Genomic DNA, 26,347 nt, shown 5'->3' on the forward strand with positions numbered 1-26,347 from the left:
GTGTGCAAAGCTAAAATTTTAAGTTTTTGGAGGTTTATTTTTCAAATAAGAGGAATGTTAAATCCAAGGTGTAAAAATGAATCACATAAATGAATGGTGATTGGGCCTTGGTAACTGCCTGTTTGTAAGTTTACAGTGGTATGGTCTGTAAATCCTAAGAGCGAAATTACTGTTTTGATTTCATTAAGACCATAGTTTAGAGTAGAAGCTTATGCCAAGATATATAAAAATACTATTTCAGCGCTCCCTTTTGTGCATAAAAAAAACAGTGCAAGTTTTTTTTGATCCTCTCAAACTTGCACTGTTTAACTAAGCTAATTGGCTTGGTCGTCACTTTTTCTTTTTTAAATCTCCCCGCTTGACAGATTTTATGAACTCGCCCCAAGCGAAAGGGTTGAAAATAGAGAATGATGGGGCGAAAAACTGGTTGGTAACTTGGTCGACTTGTTGGTACATATAATATCGGTGGTTAGAGCCAGCATCCATTCCCATCATAGCGGCGGCTCTTGCCATAGCTTCGGGTTGAAGGTTTTTAGCGACTTTTTCAGCATCGGACTCCGGAAGCTGGAGCGCAAGAAAGGCTTCTTTGAACAGTTCTTCGGTAGGGTATGGAAATACTTCCACCATAGGTAGGAAGGTAGTGTCTGTTTGCAAGTCTACAAGTACTGTAAAGCCTACATCTGATCTTTCGGGAATTACCAGATTTTTATTGCGGTAACCAACGGCACTAATTACAACGGTATCGCCAATTACAGTAGGAAGGGTAAAGAACCCGACTTTGTTGGTGACCGTACCCGTTCCCGCCCTTGGGATATAAATGTGGACGCCTGGCACGCCATAGGCACTATCGCCATCCACAACAATACCCGAAAGCTGAATTACCTCTGGCAAGCCTTGGGCTTTTGCCTTTTCTAAGCCCAAAAAAGAAAGTGTTGCTATTATCACTAACATTGACAGACTCCTCAATACTAGCTTTGTATAGTTTTTATCCATAGTTCTAATATTATGCTATTTACCGCCTTTTATGAAAATGATTTGATGAAGGCAGTAGTACAAATATACTATTTTTAAGAGCGGATATTTGGGGTAATAGAGAAAAACTCCTTCGCTCAAATGTTATTATGATTGAATATTGATGCGGTGTTGGGCCCAGCCAGAAAGGGGAAAAGCAAAGCCAATGTTGTTAAATAATGTAGCTAATCCCAAATAAGTTGCTCGGTCAGAAAAATATCAAGGAACTATTTGCGTCTTGTTCCATTTCCCTTCCTCTTTTTCAAACAAGGCTCGCTGATGTTGAAACGGGTTTAACTTCAACCAATCGACCTTGTTTATTTCAGATACCACCACTCCAAAATTTTTGAAACTTTCTTTATTGCTTAGCAAGTTCGATGTGAAGTTATTTTCTATCGAGCTACCTGGCGCTTGCGAGCTTGCATATTCTTTCCTATTGTTTTCAGGAAGTCTGTCCCAGTAGTTTTGGAGTATTTTGCTATCCTTTATAAGGAGACTGTCTCCGCTTGCCCTGATTTGAACTTGTGTTGTAGGGTCGTAAAACAACCAGCTGAGAGTAGGGTTTAAGCTCATGTCTTTCACCTTGCCAGACCGTAGGTCGGTAAAAAATGTGAGTGTATGAGCAAGGCGGTTTACCTCTCGGAGAACAACTGTTCTTAGCTCACAGCTGTATTGCCCGTTTATAGTACCGACTACAGGTGTTCGATATGGGTGGTTTTTTGTAGTGCAACTTTGGGTAAGTTCAGTCCAAATGTTGTTTAGCAATTGTTGTAAATCATCCATGAGCACTTTTTAATACTGTGAAAAATAGCATTTAAGTAATAAATAATAGCACTTTTTTTCTTCCCAAAACATTTGTGCTATTTTTGAAACAGGTTGATTTTATATACCCTACATATACATTAAACGAAATTAATAGCCATCTGTTTGGCGTTAAGCTCTTCACAAAAATGAATAACTACTCCTCTTTTTCGACTATCAGGCGCTATAACTGGCAACACCGAACTCTTGCAATATTAAAACTTGCCGCTTTTTTGATGTTTGCGGGAAGGGCTTGGCAGCACCTGTTTTGGGATGCACCTTTTAGGGTGTTGTTGTGGGATCAAGAATTGATGGAAAGTTTGGTAGGCATGCCTTGGGAAGAGTACCTAAAAAGTGAGGAGATAAACCAACAGATAGATGCCATAATAAAGGTTTTTGGAGGTTTTTATGCTATTTGCGCATTGGTGGTTCTTTTTATAAAACAAGTGAGCAAGAGAGTGGGGAAGGTGTTGTTGCTAGGAAGCTTATCGCTTCTTTTCCTTTTTGTACTTGGTTGGAAGGCAAAGGACTATCAGGTTGTTCAGCTTTTTGAGCATGCGGTCCAATTCATGACTCCTATTTTTTTGTATTTGGTAGTGTTCAAAAAATCTGAGCCTGCCAACTTGGCGAAGCCAGTAAGAATAACTGTGGCTATCACTTTTATTTGCCACGGGCTGTATGCCTTGGGCTTTCCTTATCCTCAACCAGGCAATTTTATTGATATGACCATGCGGATTTTGGGTTGTGATCAAGAAATGGCAAGCTATTTTCTGATGGCTGCGGGCGTTTTGGATTTGATTGTAAGTCTAATGATTTTTTTCCCTCCTCGTATTTCCAACCCTGCTTTACTCTATGCTGTTATTTGGGGCTTTTTGACTGCATTAGCTCGCACGGTTGCCTATTATGATGCTGGTGACATAATGACCAGCTTGAGCCAATGGGTATTCCAAACGGCTGTGCGTGTACCCCATGCCCTCCTGCCAGCTTTAGTATTCTTTTGGCAAACCCCAAAAATTAAATAAGAATGTAAGTTGTTGATTTTGTAGTGAATAAAACATAATAACTGATTTTTAAGTTTTAAAACTGTGTTATCAGTTGATAAACTGGAAATACAGTTGTATGTTTGTGTCATGGAACAATTAACAAAAGCCGAAGAAAAAGTAATGAGGGTTTTATGGGAGCTTAAAAAAGCTTTCGTAAAGAATGTCATTGCTGAAATGGGGGAGCCACAACCTCCTTATAACACAATTTCTTCTGTCGTAAGAGTATTAGAAAGTAAAGGTTTTGTGGACCACAAAGCTTATGGGAAGACCTACGAGTACTATCCTTTGATATCTAAAGGAGAGTATAAAAAATATACTTTCAAAAAATTGATGGGCGATTACTTTGATGGTTCGTATGAAAACTTGGTTTCTTTTATGGTTCAAGAAGAGCAGTTGAGCTCAAATGAGCTGGAAGAGATTAAAGAGTTGATCAATAGTATAGAGCCTAAAGGAGGGCAGGATGAGTAGTTTTTTATTTTACTCAATAAAATCTGGATTGTGCCTGTTGGCTTTTTATCTTCTCTACAGGTATTTGCTGCAAAAATTGGAAATATTTTCTTTGGGTAGGGTATATCTATTGTCAGCCGCCTTTCTTTCGTTGATCATTCCTCTTTTGAGTCTGCCTAGCTGGGTTTCGTATGCCCCTATTGTAGACTGGGGAGAGGTTGTTTTCGATGATATTGAGCACCCTGAGCTATTTCAAGGAAGGGTCTCAGAGAGGCAGGTCGAAGCTGTCCCATGGTCTGTTTATGAAATGTTATTACATATTGTTTATGAGGTTTACTTTCTCGGGTTGGCTCTTTTCCTAGGCAAGTTTATCTTTAAAATAGTAAAGCTAAGGAAGCTGGTAACAGGGAGCTTTTTAGAACAAACTAACGGCTTGTTGGTGTGCCATACAGAAAAAGCAACGACTCCATTTTCCTTTTTCCACTATGTGTTTTTGAACGGTCAATTAGACGACCTTGAAAAAGAATGTGTGATTGCCCACGAGGCAGGCCATGCAAGAAGGATGCACTCAGCAGATATTATTTTATTTGAGCTGGTAGAATGTGTTTTTTGGTGGAATCCATTATGGAAGATAATAAGAAAAAAACTAGCAGAGATTCATGAATATCAGGTAGACAAAGAGGTGAGTAAAATTTTTAGCGCGCAAGCTTATTCTCTTTTACTGCTTAAACTTTCCCAACGCAACTTCTCAGTACCGGTAGCGAGCCATTTTGCATATGTTTCACTTAAAAACCGGATTAAAATGATCAAGAAAAATCAGTATGCCCAACAAAATGTTGGTAAGTCGAAGCTCCAATTTTTATGGACATTGCCATTGATTTCCATATTATTGATAAGCTTTTCTACACCAATAGAACAATTCGTGCCAAAGGCAGAAATAAAGCCCCTGAACTATTTATTGCCTCCAAAGTCATCAGGAATCCCCTCGATCCTTCCCTTGCAAAAAGAAAGCATAGGTAAGGTAACCGCAAAATTCGGATTGTTTATGCACCCAATATTAAAGGAGGAAAGAGATCATAAAGGTGTGGATTTTTCAGCTGCTACGGGAACGTCTGTAATCGCTACCGCAGCAGGAAAAGTGTTTCTTTCGGAAGAAGACAAGGCCTGGGGCAAGAGGATCATCATAGATCATGGAGATGGTTATCAGTCGCATTATGGTCATCTAAGCAAGATTTTGGTAACTGAGGGACAAGAGGTAGAGAAAGGTTTTGAGATAGGAAAAGTGGGGAATACAGGACTCTCCTCAGGACCACACTTGCACTATGGGGTGAAATACAATAATGAGTTTGTTGACCCTATGGATTATTTTACAGAAGAAAAGAGCTTGAGATCTGTAAAAGGAATGTAGGAATGGCTAGCCCTCTGCCACAAACATTAAGGCAGGGGGTTATCTTATTTTCCCCTCTGGAATGCTGATCGTAAAAGTAGTGCCTTTGTTAAGTTGGCTATCTACATCAATCTCCCCTTTTAATCGATCTACCAATACCTTAATAATAGAGAGGCCTAAACCTGTAGAGCTTTCCCCTCCTGTAGGCTGGGCGCTTAGTTTCTGGAAGCGCTTAAACATTTTTGTCTGATCCTCTTCGCTTATGCCAGGTCCTTCATCTTGCACTTTTACCATGAGGTGTGTATCAGGCCTGGATACGGTGATTTTAACAGTTTTTTCTTGCTTCGAAAACTTGATGGCATTTGAAAGTAAGTTATCCAAAATACGGTTTAAGAAGTCAAGGTCTGTTGTGTGCTTAGTCGCATTAGGGTCTTTTTCTATTTCAAGCCGAATTCCTTTGTTGTTAGAAAGCTGTTGGTAGCTGTCGGTCAGTTCGTCTATGACTTGGTGGACATCTAGTTCAGTGAGTTTTATACGGGAATCGCTATGCTCGAACGTGTTTATATCGAGCAAATCTCTGATAAGTTGTTCGCTATTGTCCGCTACACTATTTATGAGTTTCAGGTAGCTTATTTGTTCTTCGTTAAGGTTGTTGTCGAGCATAATCACATTGGCTAAGCCTTTTACCTTGCTTAGAGGTGATTTCAGGTCATGGGCTACAATGCTCATAAGGCTGTCTTTTTCCCTATTCAATTCCTTGAGTTCTTTGTTGCTTTCCTGAAGCTTAGTTTGAGAGTTTTTCCTAAAAGTCACATTATGGAGAATCCCGACTATCCCGACTGTTTCCTTTTTATGGTTTTCTACAGCGGCTTTATGTATGATAAAGTGATTTTCGCCATCCTTAGGGATGGTTAAGGATGCTTCATATACGTAATTGCTTTTGTTTAATAAGAGTACATTATTAGCGTAATTAAGTGTTTTGTACTGCTCTTCATTTAATATATCTTTTGAGTTTTTGCCTATTATATCTTCTCTTTTTAGGTCTAACAATCTTGCAAAAGAGTCGTTGCAGTCGAGGTAAACCCCTTCTGTGTTTTTGTAGAAGAAAGGGTTGGGTATCGTTTGGATAATAGTTTGGAGGAATTGGTAATTCGCCCTTACTTCATTTTCAACTTTCTTTTGTTCTGTAATGTCTTGAAGTACCATCATTCCCAAGAAAACTATTCCGTTTTCATCGGTAAGAGGGACTATGCTTACTTTGTAGTCTTTTCCGCCGGTATTTGTTTCGTAGTAACTAGCCTCTCCTTGTAGCGCTTTTTTATACCTCGCAAGAGAATCTTCTAATACGTCTGGACGAAATGTTTTTGAAACGTGCTTGCCTTCAAAGTCTTCCTTTTTTCTATTTACTTGCTCTATTATTGGACCTTCGGCAAGTACATATTCCAAGTTTTTATCAAATAAAAACACTCCAGAATTAGGAAGCTGTTCTACAAGCGTACGATAGATATGTTCCTTTTTTCTTAATTCTTCATTGATCCTCTTTTTGTCCGTTACATCTTCCTTTATGGCTACAAAATGCGTGATTTTGTCATCTTTGTCACTGATTGGACCAATGGCTGCACGTTCCCAATAGAGCTCCCCACTTTTCTTTTTGTTGTGGAATTCACCCTCCCATAGTTGACCATCAGCAATAGTCTTCCAGAGGTTTGAGTAAAAATCTTTAGGTTGCTTGCCTGACTTGAGTAGCCTAGGCGTCTTGCCTATCACCTCAGTGGGGATATAGCCAGTAACCTCGGTAAAGCGTGGGTTGACATACTCTATCACTCCATGTTTATCGGTGATTACAATGGCAGAAGGACTGTATTTTACGGCGTTGTTTAATTTTCGGATAGTGTCTTCTGAGATGGCTCTTTCGGTAATATCTTGAACCATGGCAATATAAGAAGGCGGGGAGTCTTTGTGCATATATTGCAGTTGGACTTCAGCTCTGTAAGAGCTCCCGTCTTTCCTATTTATTGAAGCCTCATATACCAGCAATTTGGAATGCCCTAGCTTGAGCTCAACAAGGGCATCTCTAAATTCTGATTCAACTTCTTTGTTGAGTAGATTTAAAGGTGTTTTTTCTACAATTTCTCGCTTGGAGTAGCCTGTGTTTTTTAAGGCACCTTTACTGAGATAAGTGAATTTGTGTTCCTGAGCATCAAACACAAATATTTCAAAAAGGGAGTTTTCAAATATTTGTCCGAACTTCAGCTGTCTTTTTTCGTCACCATTATAGTTGCGCAATGGCGTGTAAATACAAGCAATTGCAACAGGGTTATTAGTTTCGTCAAAAACAGGGAATTTTTTAAGGCTGAAGTGTAACGGGTTTCCGTCGGGAGAAGTAAGTTCTATCCTTTGGTTTATTTTCTCACCTTTCGGGAGTGAAAGAATAAAATAGTTGTCGTGATCTAGGTCTAGTTTGGTATGACCAAAATGGCGGGTGAATATTTCTTGTTCCGACCTTCTTTGAAGCTCTTTAGTGTTGCGGAAGCCAAAGAAATCGGCAAAAGTAGAGTTTGCTGCAAGGATTTCCCCCTTACTATTTTTTATTATAGAAAGCCCCTCCCATCCATCTACTATGGTCTCAAAAAGCAACAGGTTCACTTTAGGTTTAAGAATATGTCTCACATTAATTCCAATTATAGCTTCAATGAGCAGTTGGTCTTTACTTCGGATAGTAATACTGCTAATTATAAAGCTGTAAGCAATGATGCTTTTTGTGTGCGAAAAAATGCATGAAAAGCTTGGGGTTTGATTAAAAAACTTACTCGCACATATCTCCCCAAAAAGTAAAAATTCAATACTCTAAGTAATTAACTCAGCTGGTTGGGAAAAATTGAGTTGAAATGTTAAAAAAATATTACATGAAATATCTTGGTTCTTCCGTCTTATGCCAGATTGGTTTTAGTCCAAAGTTTAGATAGCTTAATTAATGTCAAAATCTCACAAAATAAAAAGCGGGAAACCGTGATTGTATGTGCCGAAAAAAGGCGAGGGGTCAGTTATGGTGTGCAACATCTGGTTAATGTCTTAAAATACGTGTATAGGTGCTATTTGTCAGTATAAATTTGTAACTTGCGGCACTAAATTCGAGCTTGGAATATAGTGGCTTTGCATCATTAAAAATTATCTTATTCAAATAGTGTTGATGTGTGCAGGTCAAGGTTAAAATCCCAAGGTTTAAGTTAAAATTTTTGTAGAAAGAGAAGATTTTTTTCTAGAGAAAAATATATGGCAGAAGGAGAAAACATAATCCCAATTAACATTGAGGATGAAATGAGAACCGCCTACATTGATTATTCAATGTCGGTTATTATTTCAAGAGCACTTCCAGATGTGCGAGATGGTTTGAAGCCAGTACACAGGCGTGTGCTTTTTGGAATGTCCGAGCTGGGAGTACATTATAACAGGTCTTACAAAAAATCTGCAAGGATTGTAGGTGAGGTTCTTGGTAAGTATCACCCTCATGGCGATTCATCTGTGTATGACTCCATGGTGCGTATGGCTCAAGAATGGTCGCTCCGCTATCCTTTGGTAGATGGGCAGGGTAACTTTGGTTCGGTAGAGGGTGATCCTCCAGCGGCTATGCGTTACACGGAAGCCCGTCTTAAAGAGATTGCAGGAGAGATGTTGACTGATATTGGAAAAAATACGGTCGATTTCCAGCCTAACTTTGATGACTCTCTTAAAGAGCCGAGTGTGTTGCCAAGTACAATCCCTAACCTTTTGGTGAACGGAACTTCTGGTATTGCGGTAGGTATGGCCACTAATATGGCGCCTCATAATATGACAGAAGTAGTAGATGGTATTACTGCTTATATCGATAACCGTGATATTACCATTCCAGAGTTAATGGAGTTTGTAAAAGCTCCTGATTTCCCTACGGGTGGTATTATATATGGCTACGACGGTGTTTATAAAGCTTTCCATACAGGTAGAGGAAGGGTAGTGATCAGGGCAGTTGCCGAAATTGAAGTATTGCCTTCGGGTCGCCAGCAAATTGTGGTGACAGAGATTCCTTATATGGTAAACCTGTCTACCCTCATAGAAAAATCTGCTCAGGTAGTAAACGAAAAGAAAATTGAAGGTATCACCAATGTATTGAACCTTTCTGATAAGCACGGTATCCGTATCGTTTATGAGCTTAGGAAAGATGCTATGGCTGATGTCGTTCTTAATAACTTATTCAAACATACACCACTCCAAACAAGCTTTAGCGTAAATAATATCGCTCTAGTAAAGGGACGTCCTGAAACTCTTAACCTCAAAGATCTTATTAAGTACTATGTTGAGCATAGGCATGAGATAGTAGTAAGGAGAACAGAGTATGACTTAGACCAAGCTGAAAAACGCCTTCATATTTTGGAAGGTCTGCTGATTGCTCTAGATCATTTGGATGAAGTGATTGCACTGATCAGAGGCTCTAAGGATCCAGAAGTAGCCCGTACAGGCTTGATGGAGCAATTTGAACTTTCGGAGCTTCAAGCTAAAGCAATTCTCGAAATGAGGCTGCAAAGGCTGACAGGTCTTGAAAGAGACAAGATTATTCAAGAGCATAAAGAAATCACTGATTTAATTGCTCACTTGAAAGAAATCTTAGGTAGTGAAGAGTTGAGGATGAATATCATCAAAGAAGAGCTAGCAAACCTCAAAAGTAAATACGGGGATGAGCGAAGGTCTCAAATAATAATGTACGCAGATGATTTGGAGGTGGAAGATATGATTCCTAATGAGGAAATGGTCATTACTATTTCTAATGAAGGATATATCAAGCGTACGCACCTTAAAGAATACAAAACCCAAGGAAGGGGTGGTGTAGGTTCAAGGGGTGTATCTACCAAGGCGGATGATTACCCAGAGCATTTGTTTGTAGCAATGACGCATAATTACCTCCTTATTTTCACAGAAAAGGGTAAGGTATTCTGGCTCAAAGTGTACAAAACTCCAGAAGGAGCAAAAACATCGAAAGGACGTCCGCTTCAAAACCTAATAATGATTGATCAAGATGATAGTGTAAAAGCAGTCATCAACGTAGATTCTCTGAAAGACGAGGAGTATATCAACAATCATTACTTGGTGATGTGTACCACCAATGGTATTATCAAGAAAACTACGCTTGAAGCATATTCAAGGCCAAGGCAAAATGGTATCAATGCTATTACCATCCGCGAAGATGATAATCTGTTGGATGTAAAAATGACGAATGGTAACCATGAAATCATTCTTGCACTAAAATCGGGTAGGGCTATCAGGTTCAACGAGTCGCTGGTAAGGCCAATGGGCAGGAATGCCGCAGGTGTTAGAGGTATTACCAAGGCTAGTGATTCGGACAAAGTAGTGGGTCTGGTATGTGTGGAAGATAAAGAGACTTCATTATTGGTAGTTTCGGAAGAGGGTTACGGAAAACGCTCTCCTGTTGAAGATTACCGTGTAACCAATCGAGGTGGAAAAGGTGTAAAAACTTTGAATATCACTCCTAAAACGGGTCTTCTTATTGGTATAAATGATGTGTTGGATACCGATGAGCTAATGATCATCACCAAGTCTGGAATTACCATCAGGATGAACATGGATAGTATCCGCGTGATGGGAAGGGCTACTCAAGGTGTGAAGCTTATTAGGCTCAACGAAGGTGATAGCATTGCCTCAATAGCCAAAATAGAAGCTATTGCAGAGGAAGAAGTAGAAACCGAAGGTAGCGCTGAAGAGGTTGTTCAAACAGAAGGGTCTGATGAGGAAGGTAGCAGTGCCGAAGGGAATGAAAATGAGGGTGATACTTCGGAAGAAGATACAAATGAATAAGAAATGTTGACAGTTAAAGCTCGCCTATACTTTTAGGCGAGCTTATTTTTTACAATAAATAATTTGCCGTCTGGTAAAAGGGATTAAAGTTTATATTTTTGTACATCTCCATTCCTAAAGGTGCTAATTCGGAGGGGCAAATTGTCACAAGCGTTGGGTGTGATTGTCTATAGAGAGAATATGCACAGGCTTTGGAGGGTTTTTTAGAGTATTCTAAACTGAAATTATTTAGCTAGCAAGCCTATAATTTAATATTCACAAGAACAAAGTTTCAGCTTTTTTTTACAAAAACTAGAATTAAAACGCACACAGAAATGAAAAAGTTTTTAATCGTAATGTTCCAGGTTTCTCTGCTTTTTGTAGCGGTGAATCTATATGGACAAGAAATAAAAAAGCCTTCTGAGGCGAAAGCATTAGCACACTTAAGCAAAGGTGAACTAGACTTGGCAAAAGCACATATCGATGGTTATTTTGCCGAGCCAAAAAATGAAAAAAAATTAACGAAAGGTAAGCCTTGGGTTACTAAGGGTAAAGTTTACGCAGCAATAGCAACGAGTGACAACTCTGATTACCAAAAGCTTTCTGATAATCCATTAGAGGTTGCTATGGAAGCTTTTAATAAAGTGAAAGAACTTGAAAAAGAAGCTTCTTTAGTGTATATGGAAGTATGGGGTCCCCCATTGCCAGGTCAAAACCCTGCCGTTGATCAATTATATGCACACATGTTTGAGGCTGGTGTGAACGATTTCAATAGCGATAATCTTGAAGGGGCAATTGCTAACTTTGAAAAAGCCTTGATTATTTTCCCTGCTGATACAAACTCGGTTCTTAACATCATAAATGCAGGTTATAATATCGAAGATAATGATGTTGTAATGAAATATGCTAAGAAGTTGATCGACATGGAATATCCAAAAGATTTTCCATATAGAGTAGTTTCTCAGTTGATATTTACTGAGGCTCAGCCATTTCAGGAAAAAATAGATGAGTATGAAGGTGATCTTAGAAACCTTTACTTAGAAGTTAGGACTGCTGAAGATTCAACTAAGGTAAAAGATGAGGCAAGTGCTATTCAGACGAAACTAGATAAAGCTACTGCATCTGCTCATGAAGTTTATGAAAAGGCTTTGGAGTATGTAAATACAGGATTAGAGAAGTTTCCTCAGAGTCAAGACTTGCGCACACAGCAAATCAATTCTTACTTGAAACTTGGAAGGGACGAAGATGCTATTTCGGCTATGGAGCAAGCTTTAGCAGAAAAGCCAGATGACAAGCAGCTTCACTTCAACCTTGGTGTATTGTACGATAGAATTGGTAACCTTGAAAAATCTGCCGAGGCTTACAAAAAAGCAATTGAGCTAGATTCAGAGTACTTTGATGCAGTTTTCAACCTTGGCGCTGCTTATTACACAGCTGGTAATAAGTATATCAATGAAGGGAATGAGTTTATCGACATGATGGGTAACTATACTGACGATAAAGGAAAGGAATTGCACGAAAAAGGAAAAGACTTATTTACAAAGGCTATTCCTTATTTTGAAAAAACAAATGAATTGAAGCCAGAAGATAGGCAAGCCCTAGAAGTGCTTTATAGGTTGCACAAAGTTTTGGAGCATGAAGACAAAGCAAAGGCAATTATGGATCAATTGAATGCACTTCCTGAGTAATCATTCAAATTAGATAATATATTAAGCCTGGTAGTCGTACGATTACCAGGCTTTTTTTGTTAATTTATAGTATGTGGATTGATTGCTAATTAAAAAGAGGTTGCATGCTTAGATATTTGCTCACATTATTATTAGTAAGTCAGGTAGTTGTTGGTTTTGCCCAAATGAAAAGTAAGGTGAGGGGTCAAACTCCGACAATTTTGCTAGAAATAAGCCCAAGCGCCAATGCCTATAAGGGCGACTTGAACAATTCTTATGCTAAATGGGGGTCATCGATATATGTTGGGATAAGGTTCAATAAAAAGAAACGGGTGAATATGAATATAGTAGCAGGCTATGGAAGCATAAGCGGGCAAAAGCTACCTACACCTATTCCTGAAAGCGAAACGAAGGCAAATACTTTTTTTAAGACGAGTATGGTAACCACTCAGGTAAATGCCCAGATCAACCTTTATAGAACTGATTTTTTTGCGGTATATATAAGCCAAGGATTAGGGTTCATGCGCTTTAACCCCAAAGATGCTGACGGTAATGATTTGATCCTGCAAACAGAAACTAGGGAAGTAGGGGAAAGTTATTCAAATAATACTGTTTTTTTCCCAACCAATTTAGGGCTTATTTACTTGTTCAAAAATGGCTTTGGAGCTGGGGTGAAATCAGGGATAATGAATCCTTTGACAGATTATTTGGACAACGTTTCAGAGTTGGGTACTAAAAGTGGTCGAGATAATATCTTAAACGTTACTTTTTCCTTTTATGCCCCACTAGAGTTTGAGCATACTCGAAAGAAAAAGAAGAGTAGAAGGTAGTATATTGTCATTCATTCACAAAGTCGATCTGCTTAGATTTTTTCCTTATAGTAAGATTTTATAAATTTGGTATTAAGCTATTTCGCCTCTATTGATTAATAGAGGCTTTTTTATTGATAAAATTCTCAAATACTAAAAACTAAAAAGAGCTATGAAAATGACAAAAGTTACCGCTAGCATGATGTTCCTTCTTTTTGCCCTGCTTGGGTTTAGTTCACAGCTTCTGGCCCAAGATGAGGAGGCAGTGACTGACGAAGAGATAAGGAAATATGCAGTTACGATGGATTCGGTGGCGGCTATGAAGGAAAATGTGAAGGTAGTGATGAAAGAGATGATCACTAGTAATGAAGAAATTTCTGTTGCACGCTATAATGATCTTAACAATGCTATTGATGATGAGGCTAAGCTAGAAGAGATTGAGGCTACGGAGGAAGAAATTGCCTTTATTAAAGAAATCGCAGCGAAAAAAGAAGAGCTTACGGGAGAGATCAAATCTACCCTTACTACCATGGCGAAAGAATATATGGGGGGCGTGAAGGTATACAATAAGGTAAAGAAAGCTCTGAAGGCTGACCCTGAAGTAAAGGCTAAGTATGATGGAATAATGGAAGAGCTTGCTGCGGCAAGAACCCCTGAGGAAGAAGCAGAAGAAGAGCAGGCAGGCAACTAAGGTTTCCTGTATCGGAAATATGAGAGGCGGTAGCATTGCTACTGCCTTTTATTTTGTACTTTCGACCTGAACCTATTTTAATGCTATGCTTTTCAAGACAAGAGGGATCGTTTTGAATTTTGTGAAATACAAAGAGAGCTCAATCATTGTGAAGATATTCACAGAGCGGTTTGGCTTGCGGTCTTTTATCGTGAATGGAGTAAGGAGTCAGCGTAGCAAAACGAATAAAATAGCTCTTTACCAACCTCTCACTCAGCTTGAGTTGGTGGTGTACCATAAGGATAACCGTGATATCGATCGTATTTCAGAAGCTCGACTTTTCTATACCTACCAAGATATTGTGTTTGATTTTAATAAGTCGAGCATCAGTATATTTTTGGCTGAGGTACTGACAAAAGCGTTAAAAGAAGAGGCAGAAAACTCTTTGCTATTTGAGTTTGTGACAAGGAGTTTGCAATTTTTTGATCAGCAGGAAAAAGCATATGAAAATTTCCATCTTGTTTTTTTGATAAAGCTCGCTCATGTGTTGGGGATTGCTATCCATTCCCCCTCCGAGCTTTTTGAACAGGTAAACCATCTGCACAGAGAAGATAAAAGGCTAGAGGGTTTTGTTGAGGCTTTGCTCAATTGTGAGTATGCTAATTTTCTGCCTTCCAATGGGAAAGAACGGAGTGCTGTTCTCAAAATGCTTATCCAGTTTTTTCAGCTTCACCTCGAAAATTTTGGGGAAATACGTTCGCTTAGCATTTTACAAGAGTTAGTTTGAGAATGCTCGATATTACTCCCCCTTTCACTTCATTTTAGCGTTTTTTTTGGCTTATTTAGCAGCGTTTTTACAGGGTATCTCTCTGTAAGAATCCATATATTTTATTCATTTAAAATAATTTTTAGATATGCTACCGAGTATTCAACCCGATCAAACTCCTGCATGGAAAGACCTTACCGCCCTTTCCGAAAAAATAAAGTTAGGCAGTCTCAAGCAGCTTTTTGCTGAGGATCCCGCCCGCTTCAATACATTTTCTACTCAGTTTGAAGATATTTTGCTTGATTACTCTAAAAACCTGATAGATGCTGAGGTAATGGGCAAATTGCTAGACCTTGCCAAAGAGACAGGCTTAGCGGAAGCTATAGAAGCCATGTTTGCCGGGAAGCCAATCAACCAAACAGAAGGCAGGGAAGTGTTGCATACTGCGCTCAGAAATAGCAGCAATACGCCAGTGATGGTGGGTGGAAAAGACGTGATGCCCGATGTAAATGAGGTGCTGGCAAAGATGGAAGCTTTTTCCAACAAAATCACCGAAGGAACTTGGAAGGGCTATACAGGCAAGAAGATTACTGACATAGTAAATATAGGCATTGGAGGTTCGGACTTGGGCCCTGTGATGGTAACCGAGGCATTGAAGCCTTACTGGAAGCCAGGAATAGATGTACATTTTGTATCGAACGTAGATGCGACGCATATTGCCGAAACATTGAAAGGGCTTGATCCTGAATCAACTCTTTTCATGATCGCTTCAAAAACTTTTACCACCCAAGAAACCATGACCAATGCCCACACGGCTAGAAGTTGGTTCTTGGAAACGGCAAAAGACGAAGAGCATATCAAAAAACATTTCGTTGCTCTTTCTACCAATAAAGATGGGGTAGAATCATTCGGAATCGACCCTGAGAACATGTTCGTGTTTTGGGATTGGGTAGGAGGCCGTTATTCGCTTTGGTCTGCTATTGGGCTTTCTATTAGCTGCACTATCGGCTTTGACAATTTCAAAGAAGTACTTGACGGTGCTCATGCGATGGACAATCATTTCAAATCGGCAAGCTTTGAGGAAAATGTTCCCGTAATTTTGGCTCTTTTGGGTATTTGGTACAACAATTTCTTTGGTGCAGAATCGGTAGCGATATTGCCATACGACCAATACATGCACCGCTTTGCTGCGTATTTCCAACAAGGAGATATGGAAAGCAACGGCAAGTACATAGACCGAAATGGAAATAAAGTAGCTTACCAGACTGGGCCAATTATTTGGGGTGAGCCAGGTACAAATGGCCAACATGCTTTTTACCAGCTTATTCACCAAGGAACAAAATTAATCCCTTGCGATTTCTTAGCTCCTGCGGTAAGCCAAAATCCAATAAGCGATCATCACGAAAAACTGTTGGCTAATTTCTTTGCCCAAACTGAAGCCTTGATGAATGGTAAAACACGTGAGGAGGTTGACAAAGAATTGAGCGGAGCTGGACTTTCGGCTGAAGAAATGGAAAAAATAGCTCCTTTCAAAGTATTTGAAGGAAACAGACCAACAAACTCTATTTTGTTCAAAAAGCTTACTCCAAGAACTTTGGGAAGCCTAATTGCCATGTACGAACATAAGATTTTTGTACAAGGTGTGATTTGGAACGTGTTTAGTTTCGATCAGTGGGGCGTAGAGCTTGGAAAGCAGTTGGCGAAGCAAATTTTGCCAGAACTGAGTGGAGAAGAGCAAGTTAGTTCGCACGATTCGTCTACAAATGGCCTAATCAATGCTTATAAAGCAATGAAATAGTTTATTTATTCTGAAATAAACAGGAAGCGCACTTCTTTGGGGGTGCGCTTTTTTTATTTTTGTTGGACTTAGTCTAAATGTTTTAACAGCTCAATTTCCCAAAACCACAATAACGCTGATCATTATGCAAAAACGTCCAATTTTACCACTACTAATTTTCATAGCCCTCCTGCTCAATTTTTCGGTAGGCTATGCCCAAGTCGATCTCAAAAAGCTAGATAAGTATATTGAAAAAGCCCAAAAAGAATGGGGGCTGCCAGGGATGGCGGTAGCCATTGTAAAAGATGGGGAAATAGTAATGGCAAAAGGATATGGCGTATTGAAAAGCGATGCACCTGAAGATGCTGCTGATGAAAACTCACTTTTTGCTATTGCATCCAACACTAAAGCATTTGTGGCCACTTCGCTTGGAATTTTGGTGGAGGAAGGAAAGCTAAATTGGGACGACCCTGTGAAAAAATATTTGCCCGATTTTGAGCTATATAATGACTATGTGACCAACCATACCACAATTAGAGACTTGCTAAGCCATAGGGCTGGCTTAGGTACATTTAGTGGAGACCTTACTTGGTACAAAACCAATTATTCAGCCGAGGAAGTAGTAAAAAAGGTAAAATATGTTCCTCAAGCTTATGATTTCAGAAGTGGTTACGGTTATTCAAATATGATGTTTTTGGTTGCAGGTGAGGTTATAAAAAAGGTAAGCGGAAAGAGCTGGGCAGCCTTTGCCAAAGAACGGATTTTTGAGCCATTAGGAATGGAAAGAACAGTTACTTCCGTAAATGACCTTTTAAAAACAACGAATATAGCTGCTCCTCACAAGCCAAAAGAGGGGAAAGAAGAGCCAATAGAATGGACAAATTGGGATAATATGGGTGCTGCTGGTGGGATTATTTCTAGTGTAAACGATATGTCCAAATGGATGATGATGCACCTGAATGAAGGGAAAGTAGGGACGAAAACCATTGTTCCTGAAGAAGTTTATGGAAATATGTGGCGAATTCATAACCCACAAAATGTGAGCAAGCAAGCAAGTGAGATGTTTGGAAACCGTCATTTTAGAGGCTACGGCCTTGGTTGGGATTTGTATGATTATGAAGGAAAAATGGTAGTTACCCACAGCGGTGGTTACGATGGCATGTATTCTAGGCTAGGGATGTTGCCCGATGAAAAACTTGGAGTGGTAGTTTTGACTAATGCGATGCAGGGGATTGGCACTTACCTAATGTATTCCATATTTGACGAATATTTGGAAGTGGAAGATGGAACAGATTGGGCAAAGCTTGGTTTGAAATATCATAAAGATAATGCTGAATATAAAAAAGGGCGAGTGCAGCAAAGGATCGATTCGCGGGTAGAGGGAACAAAATCTTCTTTTGCCAATGAAACATATGTGGGAACTTACGAGGCTGATATGTGGGGAGAGGTAAATGTGATAGAAAAAGGAGAGGAGCTTTACCTTTCTTTTGGAGATGCTCCTGCGCTAAATGCAACACTTTCTCACTGGCACTACGATGTTTTTAAGCTGGAATGGGATAACTTACATGCATGGTTCGACTTTGGGACTGCCCATTTTGTGATGGATAATAATGGACGTATCACAAAAATTATTTTTGATGTTCCAAACGACGACTTTGATTTTAGCGAAGTGACTTTGACTAGAAAACAATCGAAATAAAAAATGGTAGAAATTCTTTCGCCTATTCGTTCGGCTCAGCTACTTGTAGCACTTTTCCTAGCTATTTTGTTTTTGCAATCGGGAATAGATAAAATGGTTGATAGAAAAGGGAATTTAGATTGGCTAAAAGGGCATTTTGCCAATAGTCCATTCAAAAATATCGTCCCTCTTCTGCTCACTGTAATCACCCTTACGGAAGTAGCTGCGGGGGTATTGTCGGCTACAGGCGCTATCCAAATAGCTTTTTTTGACAGAACACAAGTAGCCCTTTATGGTGCGCAGCTTTCGGGTTTGAACATCCTAATGCTCTTTTTGGGGCAGCGCCTTGCCAAAGATTATGTGGGTGCAGCTACTTTGGTTAGCTATTTTATCGCTATTTTGTTCGGAATTTGGTTGTTGTCATAAGAATTACACGATTTTCAGAAAATGTTTCAAGTTCTACTCAAAGAATTTAATGGATATTTAAACTCCTTGGCGGCATACATCGTCATGGTAGTTTTTTTGGTGAGTATAGGGCTCATTACTTGGGTTTTCCCTCAGAATAGCATTTTAGATTATGGATTTGCAAGCCTCGATCCGCTGTTCAACATGTCCCCCTATGTATTTATGTTTCTCATTCCCGCCATCACCATGCGGACTTTTGCAGAAGAGAAAAAAGGGGGTACAATGGAGTTTTTGTTCACTAGGCCCATCACTGATTTCCAAATTATTTTGGGGAAGTATTTTGCTTCCTTGCTTTTGGTCGCTTTTACGTTGCTGCCTACTTTGGTGTATTATTATACCGTGTATGAGCTCGGTATGCCCAAAGGAAATATAGATACGGCTGCTGTAGCGGGTTCGTATATCGGGTTGTTTTTGTTGGCAGCGGTTTTTACCGCCATTGGTATTTTTGCATCGGCTACTACCGACAACCAAATCATCGCGTTCATCATTGCTATTTTCATCGGCTTTATGCTGTACGATGGGTTTAGCTCCCTGGCTGCTATAAATGTGTGGTCAGATGCGGCGTATTTTATAAACCAACTAGGCATCGATTACCATTACGCTTCGCTAAGTCGAGGACTTGTCGATATTAAAAATGTTATTTATTTGCTTAGCCTTTCCTTTTTGATGCTTTTTGCCACCAAAACGGTACTGGCGAGCAGGAAATGGTAAGTCTAAATTGATTAGAAAAGAACCTTCAAATTTTTTGAAATAGAATGAAAATAAAAGCTAGGAAATGGGAAGATATTTTGATGCTCACTGCATTGGCATTGTTGCTGGTGTTGGTGAACATGAATTTATCGTATTTTCCCCTAAGGCTAGATTTGACGGAAGAAAAGAGGTATACCATTACCGATGCCAGTAAAAGGTTGCTAGGTGAGTTGGACGATGTGGTGTATGTAGAGGTGTATTTGGAAGGAGAATTGAATTCAGGGCTTAAGAGGCTTCAGCGTTCCATTCGGGAAACCTTGGAAGAGTTCAGAGTGTATGGTGGACAAAATATCGAATACAAATTTATAGACCCAAGCGATGCTCCAAATGAGGCTGCCCGCAACCGGTTTTACCAGCAGATTACCGACAAAGGGCTTCCGGCCACCACGCTTTACGAAAGCGTTGATGGGCAACGCCAACAAAAAGTGATTTTTCCTGGGGCTATTATTTCTTATCGAAACAAAGAAGCAGCGGTTTTACTTTTGAAAGGAAACAAAACTGCTTCGCCAGAGCAACAACTCAACCAATCGGTAGAAGGTGTAGAATACGAACTTATTTCGGCAATAAGCAAAATGACCTTAAAGGAACGAAAAAGCATCGCTTTTATAGAAGGACACAAAGAACTAACCGCCAACGAGACCGCAGATATTACCGCTGCCTTGAGCGAAAAATATATTGTAGATAGATCATTGATTGACCCACAACGTCTTGCAAATTACGATGCCATCATCATTGCCCAGCCAAAAACAGCTTTTTCCGAACAAGAAAAGTTTGTGCTAGACCAGTATATAATGAAAGGTGGCAAGGCTATCTTTTTGATGGACGAGGTTCAGATGAATTTGGACAGTATTAGCCGGGGTGGTACCTATGCATTTGGCTACAGCCTTAATATTGAAGATCTACTTTTCCGATACGGAGTTCGCCCAAATATCGACCTAATCCAAGATTTACAGGCAGGAGCTATTGAGGTTTATACGGGAAATGTGGGAAATCGCCCCAATATTCAGCGTTTGCGCTGGCCTTACTATGTATACCTGAATACCTTTTCTAAGCATCCAATTGTTCGTAATTTGGATGTGGTATATGCCAAATTTTTCGGTACGATAGATACCGTGAAAACAACTGGGATAAAAAAGACGCCTTTGATTTTTACCTCTCAATATACCCGGGTAAAGAAACTTCCGAGTATGGTAGATTTGAATGAGCTGCGGGAAGATTTGAAGCAAGAAAAGTATACTATTTCGCAGTTGCCAGTCGCTTATATGCTAGAAGGGGAATTCAAATCATTTTATGCCACCCGTTTTGCTCCAAAAGGCGCAACTGGGCAGGAAATAGTTAGGGAAAGTGTTCCTACGAAAATTTTGGTGATGGGCGATGCCGATATTATCAAAAATGAGTTTGATAAGAAAACTGGCGCCCCTTTGCCTATTGATGTGGATAAAAACTCGGGGCAGCTCCTTTCAAATAAAGAATTTATGCTAAATGCCCTGGCTTACATGACCGATGAAGACGGAATTATCGCTTCTCGGAATAAACAAGTAACGCTTCGCCCGCTCGACCAGTTTCGGGTGAAAGAGGAAAAGCATTATTGGCAAATTATCAACTTAGTTTTGCCAGTCGCCATCATTACCATTTTTGGGTTTATTAGATTTTACTGGAGAAAAAGGAAGTTCGCAAGAAATATTAAATAATGAGCCAGTTTGTTTCTAAAAGCTTAAATGTACTTTGGATAGCAATGCTTTCAGGGCTTGTTCTTTTCAATGTAGCCTTCTTTTCCTTAAAAAATTGTCAAGTAGTGGCAAGTGTTGGTCAACGTTCCCCTCAAATTGCTTTAGAGTTTGTACAAAAAAATATTCCAAAAGGAAGTAAGGTAGTTGGTGAGCCGATGTTTTTTTATGCTGTCACCGAAGCGGGAAGCGAGTATCAGTATTACGACTTGTATGAAAGCCTTGAAGAGCGGGAAAGAAAGCATAGGGAAGAATGGGGCTACGATTACCTGATAGTCACCCAAAAAAGCTATGCGATGCGGGCGATAAATGCTGATTATTACCTGAGCAAAGCTGAGCTAGAAGAAGTTGCTCGTCTAGAACTCCGTCCAAATACCGCAACTGGTTGGTTTACCACTCCTTTCGGGCTTCCTCTTTTATCCAAAGGTGAAAATGTTGGTTATTCTTCCGTCCTCTATAAGCGTGTCAAGCTTAGAAAATGACTTCCCAAATCAGGAAAAATGCGGTTTTAAATGTTAATACCTTAAAATGAGACTTTATTTTTTTATTTCTCCATAAGAAATTAAGCTGTTTCTGATGAAAAATCGCTGAAAACCTTCGCTTTTAAAAAAGGAATGTTTGTCGGCTAAAGTCACTACTTCACCGATGGTTTTGGAAGGAGAGTAATATGGGTGATTTATTAACAAGGTACACGAAATGAAAGTTTTGAGAAAATAAAAAAGGAATTGGCGCAGTCTATGCAAATATTATTGATAATTAATGATATCGAACTCCGTTATTATCAGGAATTCAACAAGTTTACTGCATCAATAATTTGTAACTAAACATGAAACAAAGACTTCATACCAGCATGGTTTACCGAATAGCTTTTATAGTTATTATTGTATTATTCGTCGGAACTAATATTCATACATTTGCCCAAAAATTAGAAGACCCTCTCAAAAAACCTGAACTTTGGGCAAAGCTTAAAAAGCAACCGACCAATGATCAGTATTGGAGAGCATATTTTGAAAAAGACCTTTTTTCTCTTTCACAGGAAGAATATAAAAATTACAATAGCTGGAAGGCTCAGCTAGAGGCTGACTACAGGGTGTTGCTAGAGAAAAGAGAAATAGCCCAGCAGAAAAAACGCGAGGAATACTATGCCAAGCGTTGGGCAACTCCTCCAACTGAAGACGATTATGAGGAGCTTTCTCATAATGTCTACAAGAACTTTTCTATTATAGAGCAGTATTTTGAGGAGCAATATAAAAGGCATGGGGAGAAATATGAAGCTTACGATACAAAGTACCCAGAAGGAAAATTCAATAAAATAAAATGGGTAGAAGAGCATGAACAAGCTTTGGAAATGCTAGAGCTTAACAATTAGAAGTAGTATTTTAATAATATATAGAAAGGCAGTGCTAACATTCGTAAATGTGGCACTGCCTTTTGTTGTTTATAAGGGGAAGTCATTTAATTTTGGAAAAGGAAAGAAATTTCCATTACGAAAGAAGAATTTTTTTATCCAAACCTAAAACTTGAAAACCCTGAAATAGCATGGATGCACAATTGAAAGCAAAAGTAGATAGCTGGTTAAATGGCAATTACGATGGAGATACCAAAGCAGCTATCAAAGATATGATGGCCAATAACCAAGAAGAGCTTGTTGAAAGCTTTTACAAAGACTTGGAATTTGGAACTGGCGGACTTAGAGGCCTGATGGGGGTTGGTTCTAACCGAATGAATAAATACACAGTGGGTGCTGCAACTCAAGGACTAGCCAATTATCTTAAAAAAAGTTTTGAAGGAGAGGAGATAAAAGTAGCTATTGCTCACGATAGCCGAAATAACAGTCCATTTTTTGCCAAAATTACTGCTGGTGTAATGGCTGCTAATGGAATCAAAGTATATCTTTTTGATGCGCTTCGCCCTACTCCAGAGCTTTCATTTGCCATCAGACACCTAGGCTGTAAGAGTGGTGTAGTTCTTACTGCTTCGCACAATCCAAAAGAATACAATGGCTACAAAGCATATTGGGAAGATGGTGGGCAAGTAGTTTCTCCTCACGATAAAAATATTATTGCTGAGGTTAGTGCTATTTCAAGTGTGGACGATATCAAGTTTGAAGGAGGCGATGACCTGATTGAAAAAATAAGCAAAGAGGTAGATGAGCCGTATTTGGAAATGATCAAAGGGCTTTCTATTTCACCTGATGCCATTGAAGCTCAAAAAGACCTTAAAATTGTTTTTACCTCAATTCACGGAACAGGTATTACGATGGTGCCTCCAGTTCTTGAGAAGCTAGGTTTCAATAATGTAACTATAGTAGAAGAGCAAGCTGAGCCAGATGGTAACTTTCCAACAGTAGTTTATCCTAACCCTGAAGAAGCTGAAGCGTTGAGCTTGGCTGTGAAGAAAGCGAAGGAAATTGATGCGGATATCCTTTTGGGAACTGACCCGGATTCGGATAGGGTAGGGATTGCGGTTAAAAACCAACATGGCGAATTCCAGCTGCTTAATGGTAACCAGACAGGAACACTTCTTTTCTATTACCTTATAAAAGTGAGGAAAGAGAAGGGCTTGAAAAAAGAGAATGATTTTGTGGCCAAGACAATTGTTACCACAGATTTGATTGATGCAATAGCTGAGAAAAATGGTTACACCTGCTTTAATACCCTTACTGGTTTTAAGTACATAGCAGAAGTGATAAGGGATAATGAAGGTAAATTGAATTTTATAGTTGGTGGTGAAGAGAGTTATGGATATTTGATTGGCGACGATGTCCGTGATAAGGATGCCATTAGTGCCGTGGCGATGATCTGTGAAATGACCGCTTATGCTAAAAATAAGGGGTTGTCTCTGTTTGATTTGCTAGCAGATATTTACCAAGAATATGGCTTCTACCTTGAAGGCTTGATTTCTATCACTAAGAAGGGAATGAGTGGTGCGGAAGAAATCGCTAATATGATGAAGGAGTTGAGGGCAACCCCTCCAGCTACTATAGATGGGTCAAAAGTGATTAAGGCTTGCGATTATCAATCGGGTATGGAGAAAAACATGCTTACTGGTGAGGAAACCAAAATGGACTTCCCACCTTCAAATGTATTACAATTCTTTACCGAAGACGGAAATAAAATATCGGCAAGACCTTCTGGAACTGAGCCTAAAATTAAATTCTATTTCAGCGTGAGCGCTCCACTAGCTTCTAAAGAAGAGTACGATGCTGTAAATGCACAATTGAAGCAAAAAATTGAAAGTATTATCAGTGATATGAAGTTGAAGTAAGTTATTCTACTTTGAGATGTTACCAAGCCTGTAAGGAACTCCTTACAGGCTTTTTTTATGCCCTGCAAGCAAATAGTTTTCTATATTTTTTTCCTAAAAGTGTATATTGACAAAAGTGCTTTATAAGTATTTCTGCTAATTTTTATCTAAATAAAACCATATTTTTTCTTGGTATTTTAAAAAATATCTGACTTTTTGAAGTAAGGTTTTGTTATGTTATCAATTTTTTTGGCATAGAAATAGCATGTTTATACCTCAAATGATGTGATTTTATTCTTTTACATGAAGTAAGTTTTACTATTAATTAATAGCGTTAAAACATCTAGTTGCGTACGTTGGTAATAAAAGAATATTATTTTAAAAAAACAGATATATTTGATAGTTAAATGTATTATAAAATAGTTTTTATTGTGTTATATACTGTTTTGGTTGTTAATAGGTTAAAATAATTTGTCTTATTATAGCAAAACCAAGATATATTTGTATCGACAAGCTAAGCACAAACAAGGGATTTACGACAGCTCTCAGATTTAACAATTAAACCAACCACCATTAAATTATCAATTTTATCATCTCTCCCCCTCTTCTCTCAAGAAGAGGGATTTTTTTGCTTTATATATTCCTTACTTTTTTCGTATATTAATAGAATATAGTCGAGGACCTCTAGGTTTACGGTCTGCGTAGCTACAAATGTTATTGACCTCAATCTGATATGTCAACACATGATTTTTCTAAAAGAAGTACAACACTTTAACTTTTTGATAAGGAATAGGTTGTCTATAAGCAAACTAGGTATATTATTTACAGAGCAATTCGAAATGAAGAGAAGTCCATTCCTCCGAAAACTATCCCTTTTATTAGTATTGGTTTTATTATTGGGTTGCAGGGAAAACTTATTACTTCCAGAGTCTGAAAGGTATTATGTTCATTTAAGCCCTGGTACAACTACTTTGTGCACTGGGGAGTGGGTTATATTTAGGTTTGATACTAATATCCCTAACCTAAGAAGAGCAGACTTTGACTATACCCTTAAGACGGAAGGAGAAGGTGATGAAGGTTATTTGAGTGATGATGGGTTTTATGTAGCTCCAGTTAGTATCTTGGGAACGTCTAAGAAAGTGGAAATTAGAGTGGTATTGAAGGCTAACCCTACTATTAATGCCTTTGCTACTGTCACTGTTTTTGCCAATGAAAATAAAACCTTTGTAAGGGACTTTAATTATTTTGGCGGCGAGGAAAATGAAAAAATGCAGGTGCTTCCTACCAAGAATGGTACTTTTATGCTCACAGGCTCCAATTATAATTCGGTGAGGACTTTGAGGGTGATGAATGTTGATATAGTGGGCCTTATAACTTGGGAAAAAGATTATGGGCTTGGTTCGGCATATGAAATAATTCAGGCTACAGATGGGGGATTTCTCGTTTCAGGATTTAAGCACGGTATAAATGACGCTGACTATAGACCCGTGTTAATGAAAATAGATGCGGGAGGTAATTTGATTTGGGAGAAGTTCATTGCTGAAGGCGAAGGAAGATCTTTGGTAAGCTATTCGGATGGCAACTTGATACTGAGCACGACGGGAGGAGAGGAAAGTTCTAATATGAATTTGAATGGCGTTGATAGAAGGGGGAATGTTTTATGGAATAAGAGCTTGGGTGCTGGAAAAGTTGATGTAATGCTTTTGGATGAAAATAATCAACTCATAATTGTCGGATCAGATTTCGAAAATAACCCATCTCAAATAATATTAAAGGTATTAGATGAAAACCTTGATTTGGTTTCAGAGCAAAAGTTTGATGGAACTACTCGTCCTGTGTTGAAAAAATTGACTCTTGGAGGATATGTATTGGGTACTTCGGTGGGCACAAAAGGATCATCTGCGATAAAGTTATATGAACTTGGGCTAGCAGGAGAGTTAAAGAAAGAAATAACGGTTTCTACAAATGGTGATGAAGAACTGTTCGATGTGATTGTTTCGACGGATGAAGGGTATGTTGTGGCAGGGAGAAGTACTTCTAAGGAAATAGGTAATGCAGTAATAGTTAAGCTAAGTGTTGAAGGTAGTGTTGAGTGGGTGAAGCCCTTCGGTAATGAAAATACAAGTGGAATAGCTTTTTCCCTTGCTGAGGTAAGAGATGGTGGTTATATGGTTATGGGCAACTTGGGAAGGGATAATGTAATTATAAAAACGGATGGAGAAGGTGGCATTAATCCATGTGAAGAATTTGGTCAATAGGACTTTACACCCTATTAGCCAA

20 protein-coding genes are annotated in these 26,347 nt (G+C 39.0%); 17 read left to right on the forward strand and 3 right to left on the reverse strand.

The window, feature by feature from the left end:
* Window positions 1-330: 330 nt before the first annotated feature.
* Both R9C00_28550 and R9C00_28555 read right to left on the reverse strand, forming a co-directional pair.
* Complete coding sequence (locus R9C00_28550) at window positions 331-993, reverse strand: carboxypeptidase-like regulatory domain-containing protein (GenBank protein WPO35652.1); 663 nt, start codon at window positions 991-993, stop codon at window positions 331-333.
* A 237-nt stretch (window positions 994-1,230) separates the two neighbouring features.
* Window positions 1,231-1,794 (reverse strand): pyridoxamine 5'-phosphate oxidase family protein, encoded by a 564-nt coding sequence (locus R9C00_28555; GenBank protein ID WPO35653.1) that lies wholly within the window; start codon window positions 1,792-1,794, stop codon window positions 1,231-1,233.
* A gap of 167 nt (window positions 1,795-1,961) precedes the next feature.
* Between R9C00_28555 and R9C00_28560 the strand changes: the two genes are divergently transcribed.
* From R9C00_28560 to R9C00_28570, 3 genes are all read left to right on the forward strand, one after another.
* Complete coding sequence (locus R9C00_28560) at window positions 1,962-2,834, forward strand: hypothetical protein (GenBank protein WPO35654.1); 873 nt, start codon at window positions 1,962-1,964, stop codon at window positions 2,832-2,834.
* Window positions 2,835-2,942: 108 nt separating this feature from the next.
* Window positions 2,943-3,323: a BlaI/MecI/CopY family transcriptional regulator gene (locus R9C00_28565; protein WPO35655.1), complete on the forward strand. Its 381-nt coding sequence runs from the start codon at window positions 2,943-2,945 to the stop codon at window positions 3,321-3,323.
* Window positions 3,316-4,710 (forward strand): M23/M56 family metallopeptidase, encoded by a 1,395-nt coding sequence (locus R9C00_28570; protein ID WPO35656.1) that lies wholly within the window; start codon window positions 3,316-3,318, stop codon window positions 4,708-4,710. The genes R9C00_28565 and R9C00_28570 overlap by 8 nt, the downstream gene beginning before the upstream one ends.
* A 39-nt stretch (window positions 4,711-4,749) precedes the next feature.
* On the opposite strand, the gene R9C00_28575 is transcribed toward R9C00_28570, so the two are convergent.
* Window positions 4,750-7,359 carry a PAS domain S-box protein gene (locus R9C00_28575; GenBank protein WPO35657.1) on the reverse strand — a complete coding sequence of 870 codons (2,610 nt, stop codon included), beginning with the start codon at window positions 7,357-7,359 and terminating at the stop codon, window positions 4,750-4,752.
* Window positions 7,360-7,962: 603 nt separating this feature from the next.
* On the opposite strand from R9C00_28575, the gene gyrA reads away from it, so the two are divergent.
* The 14 genes from gyrA to R9C00_28645 all read left to right on the forward strand — a co-directional run bounded on the left by gyrA (window position 7,963) and on the right by R9C00_28645 (window position 26,325).
* Window positions 7,963-10,533, forward strand: coding sequence for a DNA gyrase subunit A (gene gyrA / locus R9C00_28580; protein WPO35658.1), 2,571 nt, complete (start codon window positions 7,963-7,965; stop codon window positions 10,531-10,533).
* Between the two features lie 314 nt (window positions 10,534-10,847).
* Entirely contained in the window at window positions 10,848-12,200 is a 1,353-nt protein-coding gene (locus tag R9C00_28585; GenBank protein WPO35659.1) for a tetratricopeptide repeat protein, read from the forward strand.
* A 104-nt stretch (window positions 12,201-12,304) separates the two neighbouring features.
* Window positions 12,305-13,009, forward strand: coding sequence for a hypothetical protein (locus R9C00_28590; protein ID WPO35660.1), 705 nt, complete (start codon window positions 12,305-12,307; stop codon window positions 13,007-13,009).
* Window positions 13,010-13,160: 151 nt separating this feature from the next.
* The gene (locus tag R9C00_28595) at window positions 13,161-13,679 is read left to right on the forward strand and encodes a hypothetical protein (protein WPO35661.1); all 519 of its coding nucleotides are present in this window, start codon (window positions 13,161-13,163) and stop codon (window positions 13,677-13,679) included.
* 85 nt (window positions 13,680-13,764) lie between these two features.
* Window positions 13,765-14,445, forward strand: coding sequence for a DNA repair protein RecO (recO, locus tag R9C00_28600; GenBank protein ID WPO35662.1), 681 nt, complete (start codon window positions 13,765-13,767; stop codon window positions 14,443-14,445).
* A 127-nt stretch (window positions 14,446-14,572) separates the two neighbouring features.
* Window positions 14,573-16,222, forward strand: coding sequence for a glucose-6-phosphate isomerase (gene pgi / locus R9C00_28605; protein WPO35663.1), 1,650 nt, complete (start codon window positions 14,573-14,575; stop codon window positions 16,220-16,222).
* Between the two features lie 124 nt (window positions 16,223-16,346).
* The gene (locus tag R9C00_28610) at window positions 16,347-17,900 is read left to right on the forward strand and encodes a serine hydrolase (GenBank protein ID WPO35664.1); all 1,554 of its coding nucleotides are present in this window, start codon (window positions 16,347-16,349) and stop codon (window positions 17,898-17,900) included.
* A 3-nt stretch (window positions 17,901-17,903) separates the two neighbouring features.
* Window positions 17,904-18,305 carry a DoxX family protein gene (locus R9C00_28615; protein ID WPO35665.1) on the forward strand — a complete coding sequence of 134 codons (402 nt, stop codon included), beginning with the start codon at window positions 17,904-17,906 and terminating at the stop codon, window positions 18,303-18,305.
* Window positions 18,306-18,326: 21 nt separating this feature from the next.
* On the forward strand, window positions 18,327-19,055 hold the full coding sequence (gldF, locus tag R9C00_28620; protein ID WPO35666.1) for a gliding motility-associated ABC transporter permease subunit GldF: 729 nt from the start codon (window positions 18,327-18,329) through the stop codon (window positions 19,053-19,055).
* A gap of 44 nt (window positions 19,056-19,099) precedes the next feature.
* Window positions 19,100-20,785, forward strand: coding sequence for a gliding motility-associated ABC transporter substrate-binding protein GldG (gene gldG / locus R9C00_28625; GenBank protein WPO35667.1), 1,686 nt, complete (start codon window positions 19,100-19,102; stop codon window positions 20,783-20,785).
* Window positions 20,785-21,303: a hypothetical protein gene (locus R9C00_28630; protein ID WPO35668.1), complete on the forward strand. Its 519-nt coding sequence runs from the start codon at window positions 20,785-20,787 to the stop codon at window positions 21,301-21,303. Before gldG ends, R9C00_28630 begins: the two co-directional genes overlap by 1 nt.
* 344 nt (window positions 21,304-21,647) lie before the next feature.
* Window positions 21,648-22,190 carry a hypothetical protein gene (locus tag R9C00_28635; GenBank protein ID WPO35669.1) on the forward strand — a complete coding sequence of 181 codons (543 nt, stop codon included), beginning with the start codon at window positions 21,648-21,650 and terminating at the stop codon, window positions 22,188-22,190.
* A 170-nt stretch (window positions 22,191-22,360) separates the two neighbouring features.
* Entirely contained in the window at window positions 22,361-24,088 is a 1,728-nt protein-coding gene (locus tag R9C00_28640; protein ID WPO35670.1) for a phospho-sugar mutase, read from the forward strand.
* 818 nt (window positions 24,089-24,906) lie between these two features.
* Window positions 24,907-26,325, forward strand: coding sequence for a hypothetical protein (locus tag R9C00_28645; protein ID WPO35671.1), 1,419 nt, complete (start codon window positions 24,907-24,909; stop codon window positions 26,323-26,325).
* Window positions 26,326-26,347 lie beyond the last annotated feature (22 nt).

The sequence above is a fragment of the Flammeovirgaceae bacterium SG7u.111 genome, from assembly GCA_034044135.1.
Taxonomy (GTDB): domain Bacteria; phylum Bacteroidota; class Bacteroidia; order Cytophagales; family Flammeovirgaceae.

Bases quoted from the DNA above. Each gene is read 5' to 3' on its own strand.
- R9C00_28550 (WPO35652.1), bottom strand. From the start codon at position 993: ATGGATAAAAACTATACAAAGCTAGTATTGAGGAGTCTGTCAATGTTA.
- R9C00_28555 (WPO35653.1), bottom strand. From the start codon at position 1,794: ATGGATGATTTACAACAATTGCTAAACAACATTTGGACTGAACTTACC.
- R9C00_28560 (WPO35654.1), top strand. From the start codon at position 1,962: ATGAATAACTACTCCTCTTTTTCGACTATCAGGCGCTATAACTGGCAA.
- R9C00_28565 (WPO35655.1), top strand. From the start codon at position 2,943: ATGGAACAATTAACAAAAGCCGAAGAAAAAGTAATGAGGGTTTTATGG.
- R9C00_28570 (WPO35656.1), top strand. From the start codon at position 3,316: ATGAGTAGTTTTTTATTTTACTCAATAAAATCTGGATTGTGCCTGTTG.
- gyrA (WPO35658.1), top strand. From the start codon at position 7,963: ATGGCAGAAGGAGAAAACATAATCCCAATTAACATTGAGGATGAAATG.
- R9C00_28585 (WPO35659.1), top strand. From the start codon at position 10,848: ATGAAAAAGTTTTTAATCGTAATGTTCCAGGTTTCTCTGCTTTTTGTA.
- R9C00_28590 (WPO35660.1), top strand. From the start codon at position 12,305: ATGCTTAGATATTTGCTCACATTATTATTAGTAAGTCAGGTAGTTGTT.
- R9C00_28595 (WPO35661.1), top strand. From the start codon at position 13,161: ATGAAAATGACAAAAGTTACCGCTAGCATGATGTTCCTTCTTTTTGCC.
- recO (WPO35662.1), top strand. From the start codon at position 13,765: ATGCTTTTCAAGACAAGAGGGATCGTTTTGAATTTTGTGAAATACAAA.
- pgi (WPO35663.1), top strand. From the start codon at position 14,573: ATGCTACCGAGTATTCAACCCGATCAAACTCCTGCATGGAAAGACCTT.
- R9C00_28610 (WPO35664.1), top strand. From the start codon at position 16,347: ATGCAAAAACGTCCAATTTTACCACTACTAATTTTCATAGCCCTCCTG.
- R9C00_28615 (WPO35665.1), top strand. From the start codon at position 17,904: ATGGTAGAAATTCTTTCGCCTATTCGTTCGGCTCAGCTACTTGTAGCA.
- gldF (WPO35666.1), top strand. From the start codon at position 18,327: ATGTTTCAAGTTCTACTCAAAGAATTTAATGGATATTTAAACTCCTTG.
- gldG (WPO35667.1), top strand. From the start codon at position 19,100: ATGAAAATAAAAGCTAGGAAATGGGAAGATATTTTGATGCTCACTGCA.
- R9C00_28630 (WPO35668.1), top strand. From the start codon at position 20,785: ATGAGCCAGTTTGTTTCTAAAAGCTTAAATGTACTTTGGATAGCAATG.
- R9C00_28635 (WPO35669.1), top strand. From the start codon at position 21,648: ATGAAACAAAGACTTCATACCAGCATGGTTTACCGAATAGCTTTTATA.
- R9C00_28640 (WPO35670.1), top strand. From the start codon at position 22,361: ATGGATGCACAATTGAAAGCAAAAGTAGATAGCTGGTTAAATGGCAAT.
- R9C00_28645 (WPO35671.1), top strand. From the start codon at position 24,907: ATGAAGAGAAGTCCATTCCTCCGAAAACTATCCCTTTTATTAGTATTG.